Genomic DNA, 4,826 nt, shown 5'->3' on the forward strand with positions numbered 1-4,826 from the left:
CAACTACATACTGATCCGTCGTAGCGACTTGAATATTATAGCCTGGCTTAAGCTGACCATTTCTCATGTGATCTTCTTTCATATACATGAAAGTCGCATCGTGGTCGGTCTTGGAATAGCTATTGCGCCCAGCAAAGATTGCTTTTGCCTCTTCGTGTTTCTTCATTCTAGGAACATAGTCTTTTCTGAGTTTATGAAGCAGCTTCTTAAGACCGCGCCTTCTTGCTTTTCTAGGCGATCCACCAGGAATGGCTTTAGGCTCTCGGGCAATCTCTTCAGTCAGCTTTTCAATTTCAGCTTCCGTTTCTTGCGCTAGCTCTGCCAATCCCCGACTGGTCTGGACTTGCTCTTTTGCCATTGCTTTGACGACTTCTTTGGCAATCAGTTCATCATATAGTTCAACTGCTTGAGCTTTAAGCTTTTCATGATACCTTTCAACTGCCTTGCGCCAAACGAAAGTATAGCGATTGGCATCAGCTTCAATTTTGGTGCCATCAATAAAGATAGCTCCTTCATTGATTAGACCTTCCTGCTCTAATAGGTTCGTAAAGTAAAGGAAGCCTTTCTTAATCAATTAGTTGGCGTGGTCGCTCGATCTAAAATTATTGATAGTATGGTATGAGATCTTTTGATGCTCTGCCAGTACCATCATCGGCAGCTTTTCTTCTAGCATCAGCGCAATTTTTCTGCCTGAGAATACTCTGCGAAAATAGGCAAAGAGCAAGATCTTGAGCATCATGGCTGGGTGATAGGCAGGACGCCCGGTTTTGGCAGTATCGCCAAACAAGACGTCTTCTGGAATCGAATCGACGAACCAGCTAATGGCGTTGGCTAAGTGATTATTAGGTATAGCAAAGTCTAAATTAAGTGTTAAAGCCGTTTGGCCTGTGATATAATTCTTGTACATGATAGTTTCCACCTTCTTATTTTTATATTGTGGTGATTTAATAATATTAAGGCAGAAACTAAAAGTATAGAAAAAGAACGATGAATTCGAATAGGAAATCATCGTTCTTTTTTTATGTCTTAGGAATTAGTTTTTTCCCAGACACTTTTTCTGATTAATTAGGATTAATTTCTAATTTTTTTGCTATTGGCGGAAATGTAGGTAATTTTAATGGGGTTACGTGCCATTGGGTAAATAATACTGAAGTAAGTAAAATAAATGGAATATCTTCTGGCTTGGTGATATTGCATGTTAGGACAACCCCATGTTCTGCAACGATTGTCTTGACGTTAGCAATACTTTTAAAGCCTGATCTAAAAGTATAGGTCCCTCGTTTAATACTTCCCGTAACGATATATTTTAGTTGAGTCAGATAAAATATATTAGTATTAGGCGTATTAAGCTTTTTGACACTAACTAGAGAGTGATCTACTACGTCAATAGTAAAGGATGCAATCAGTCCAGTACCATCAGTAAATAAGCGTCCAATTTCGTTTCTGTTAGTGTCATATAAATATAAAGTATGATTTGGGTTATCGAGATTTCCTTGAATAATAAATTCAATTTTTCCTTTAGGATTGATCACAGGAATTTGACCATAATCTTTTTCTTGATTAAGTTCCAGCCAAAACAACATACTTTGTCACCTCTGATCTTGTTTATTTTCCTTTATAAACTGATTTAAGATATAAGCTACGCCGTCTTCGTTATTAGTTTTAGTAGTGATTTGTGCTAACTTTTTTATTGCTGGAATGGCATTACCCATGGCTACTCCTGTTCCAGCTTCACGAATCATGCTTTCATCATTTAAATTATCTCCGATAGCCGCAATTTCGTCACGTTTAATATTTTTTAGTTTGGCGTAATCAAGAAGGGCGATCCCTTTTTGTGCTTGGTGAGCATTGATTTCAATATTAGATGATGAACTAGAAGTAACAACTAAATCCTCAATTTTTGCCACTTCTTTTTTAACATTATCAAAGGCTTCATGACCACGTGAATCAAATGCAATGATTTTCATTACTTCAACATCAGGATCATGTAATAGGTCCTCAAAATGGTCAACTTGTTTCATGTTCATGATAGTCTTATTTCCGGCAGAGATTGCGACTGCTTGTTTAAAATCAAGTAAAGGATTTAGATCGACCATTAAATGCGCTACATTAGAAATACGCTGGTTAAGGTCTTCAGTATAAACTTGATCAGCAGTGATGATTTCAAAATAAAATCCTGCCTGATGTAATAATTCAACAAGTTTTAAAGCCTTAGAAGTTGGGATTTTATGTTTGACCATTAATTTGCCGTCTTCATCGAAAACTAGGGCTCCATTTAAATTGATAAAACCAGTATGTAAACCAGCATCTTTTAGAACTGCGCGAGATTCACGTGGAGCTCGACCGGTAGCAATTAAAAATTCAATACCGTTATTTTGTGCATTTTTCACAGCTTGAATATTTGCTTCAGAAACGGACATATTAGAATTAAATAATGTACCATCGAGATCGCAAGCCACCAATTTGATCATAAAATTTCCTCCCAATTACTATTAAATTAATGATACCATAAAGGAGATTAGAAAAGAGGGTGTAAGACTTGGCTAAAGAATTAATTGGTAATGACTGGGATAAAATTTTAGATCCAGTTTTTGCAAGTGATAAGTATCACGAATTACATAATTTTTTAAAAGAAGAATATTCTACTAAACGTATTTTTCCAGATATGTATCATATTTTTACTGCTTTTAAATTAACACCGTTTAACAAAACTAAAGTAGTGATTTTGGGCCAAGATCCATATCATAATCCGGGACAAGCAAATGGCATGAGCTTTTCAGTTATGCCAGGTACACCATTGCCACCATCACTTAGAAATATTTATAAGGAACTTTATGATGATGTTGGTGCTCGTCCGGTTAACCATGGCTATTTAAAGAAATGGGCCGACCAAGGCGTCTTGCTTTTAAATGCTGTGCTAACTGTTCCTTATGGTCATGCTAACGGCCATCAAGGTAAGGGATGGGAAGATGTAACAGACACTGCGATTAAGGCTTTAAGTAAACGTGGAAAGGTTGTTTTTATTTTATGGGGTAGATTTGCTCAAAATAAAATCCCATTAATTGATCAAAGTAAGAATTTTATTATAAAATCATCTCATCCGAGTCCATTTTCAGCTGATCGAGGATTTTTTGGTTCTCGACCATTTTCACGTTGTAATACGGCATTGCTTAATTTTGGCGAGACGCCTATTGATTGGCAATTGCCAGAAACAGTGAATAAATCTGATTTAGCATAAGAGGTATATATATGAGTGTATTTTCATTATTTAAAAAGCAAGTTGAAGCAGCAAAAGACAAAAAAAGAATTGTTTTTCCTGAAAGTGACGATTTAAGAATTTTGACTGCCGTTTCTAATTTGAATAAAGACGGGATAGTTGAGCCAATTTTAATTGGCAAAAAAGAAAATGTCGCCAAAATAGCGGAAGAAAATAATTTGGATCTTACCGGGGTAAAGATTTATGATCCAAATAATTATGCGGATTTAGATAAAATGGTAAAGGCATTTATAGCAGCTAGAAGAAAAGATACTAGTGCAGCCGAGGCTAAAGCCAAATTAGCTAAGGAAAACTATTTCGGTACAATGTTAGTAAAGATGGACTTAGCAGATGGAATGGTATCCGGTGCAGCTCATTCAACCGCCAATACTGTTTTGCCGGCTTTGCAATTAATCCATGCTGCTGAAGGGATGCATCGTGTATCTGGCGCCTTTGTAATGGAAAAAGGTGATGAAAGATATATTTTTGCTGATTGTGCAATTAATATTGAGCCTGATGAAGAGACTTTGGCTGAAATTGGTTATCAATCAGCACAAACAGCTAAGATGGCTGAAATTGATCCTAAAGTAGCCTTTTTAAGCTTTTCTACTAAAGGTTCAGCTGAAGGATCAATGGTTGATAAGGTTCATGATGCAGCTGCAATGTTCCAAAAGAGTCATCCGGAAATTCCAGCAGATGGTGAATTGCAATTTGATGCCGCATTTGTTCCAGCTGTTGGTGAAAAGAAGGCACCTGGTTCTAAAGTAGCAGGACATGCAAATGTCTTTGTCTTCCCAGAGCTTCAATCAGGAAATATTGCATACAAGATGGTTCAACGTTTGGGCGGCTTCACTGCTGTAGGTCCAATCTTACAAGGTTTGGCTGCACCAGTTAATGACTTATCTCGTGGCTGTAGTGAACAAGATATTTATGATTTAGCAATTGTTACAGCTGCTCAAGCTTTAGCAAAGGATGAAAAATAATGACTAAGTTAGAAATTAATTCTGCAGAGGAGATGCAAAAGTTAGGTGCATCTTTGGCCAAAACGGCTAAGCCGCATGATTTGCTCTTATTAAATGGTGATTTGGGTGCCGGAAAAACCACTCTTACGCAGGGCTTAGGACGCACACTAGGCGTACATCGACCTGTAAAAAGCCCAACTTTTACTATTGTGCGTGAATACCGTGAAGCTAAATTACCGCTTTTCCATATGGACTTTTATCGTTTAGAGAATGATGATTTATCATCAATTGACTTAGATGGCTATTTGGCTGAACCTGGCTTGGTAGTAATTGAATGGCCTCAGTTGGTAATGACCGATTTGCCTGATGAATATTTGCAACTAACTATTACACGAGTAGATGATAGTTGGGATTCAACTAAGCGTGTAGTTGAATTGAATGCACATGGTGAACGCAACGAAGAATGGGTTAAGGATGCTTTAACCGAATACGAAAAATAATATAAAAAATGATCTAGGATTATTCTGAACTGAGACCTAAAAATTAGACAGTTTAAAATACAGGATTAATAGAGGCTTGATTCCGATATTCTTTCGGAGTTAAGCCTT

At 37.0% G+C, this 4,826-nt stretch carries 5 protein-coding genes and 1 pseudogene; 3 read left to right on the forward strand and 3 right to left on the reverse strand.

Features of this window, described 5'->3' with window-relative positions:
• The 3 genes and pseudogenes from JEM49_RS08260 to JEM49_RS08270 all read right to left on the reverse strand — a co-directional run.
• Nucleotides 1-907, reverse strand: a pseudogene (locus tag JEM49_RS08260) (transposase); the annotation flags it as partial.
• Between the two features lie 154 nt (nucleotides 908-1,061).
• Nucleotides 1,062-1,583, reverse strand: a complete 522-nt coding sequence (locus JEM49_RS08265; RefSeq protein ID WP_012211631.1) for a hypothetical protein — start codon at nucleotides 1,581-1,583, stop codon at nucleotides 1,062-1,064.
• 6 nt (nucleotides 1,584-1,589) lie between these two features.
• On the reverse strand, nucleotides 1,590-2,471 hold the full coding sequence (locus tag JEM49_RS08270; protein ID WP_087235403.1) for a Cof-type HAD-IIB family hydrolase: 882 nt from the start codon (nucleotides 2,469-2,471) through the stop codon (nucleotides 1,590-1,592).
• A gap of 68 nt (nucleotides 2,472-2,539) precedes the next feature.
• On the opposite strand from JEM49_RS08270, the gene JEM49_RS08275 reads away from it, so the two are divergent.
• From JEM49_RS08275 to tsaE, 3 genes are read left to right on the forward strand one after another with little or no spacing between them, the layout of a single operon-like run.
• Nucleotides 2,540-3,238, forward strand: a complete 699-nt coding sequence (locus JEM49_RS08275) for a uracil-DNA glycosylase (RefSeq protein WP_098036990.1) — start codon at nucleotides 2,540-2,542, stop codon at nucleotides 3,236-3,238.
• 11 nt (nucleotides 3,239-3,249) lie between these two features.
• Entirely contained in the window at nucleotides 3,250-4,239 is a 990-nt protein-coding gene (pta, locus tag JEM49_RS08280; RefSeq protein WP_201874618.1) for a phosphate acetyltransferase, read from the forward strand.
• Complete coding sequence (tsaE, locus tag JEM49_RS08285; protein ID WP_025005140.1) at nucleotides 4,239-4,718, forward strand: tRNA (adenosine(37)-N6)-threonylcarbamoyltransferase complex ATPase subunit type 1 TsaE; 480 nt, start codon at nucleotides 4,239-4,241, stop codon at nucleotides 4,716-4,718. Before pta ends, tsaE begins: the two co-directional genes overlap by 1 nt.
• Nucleotides 4,719-4,826: the final 108 nt, after the last annotated feature.

It is taken from the genome of Lactobacillus sp. A27, assembly GCF_016742815.1.
GTDB classification, from domain to species: domain Bacteria; phylum Bacillota; class Bacilli; order Lactobacillales; family Lactobacillaceae; genus Lactobacillus; species Lactobacillus gallinarum.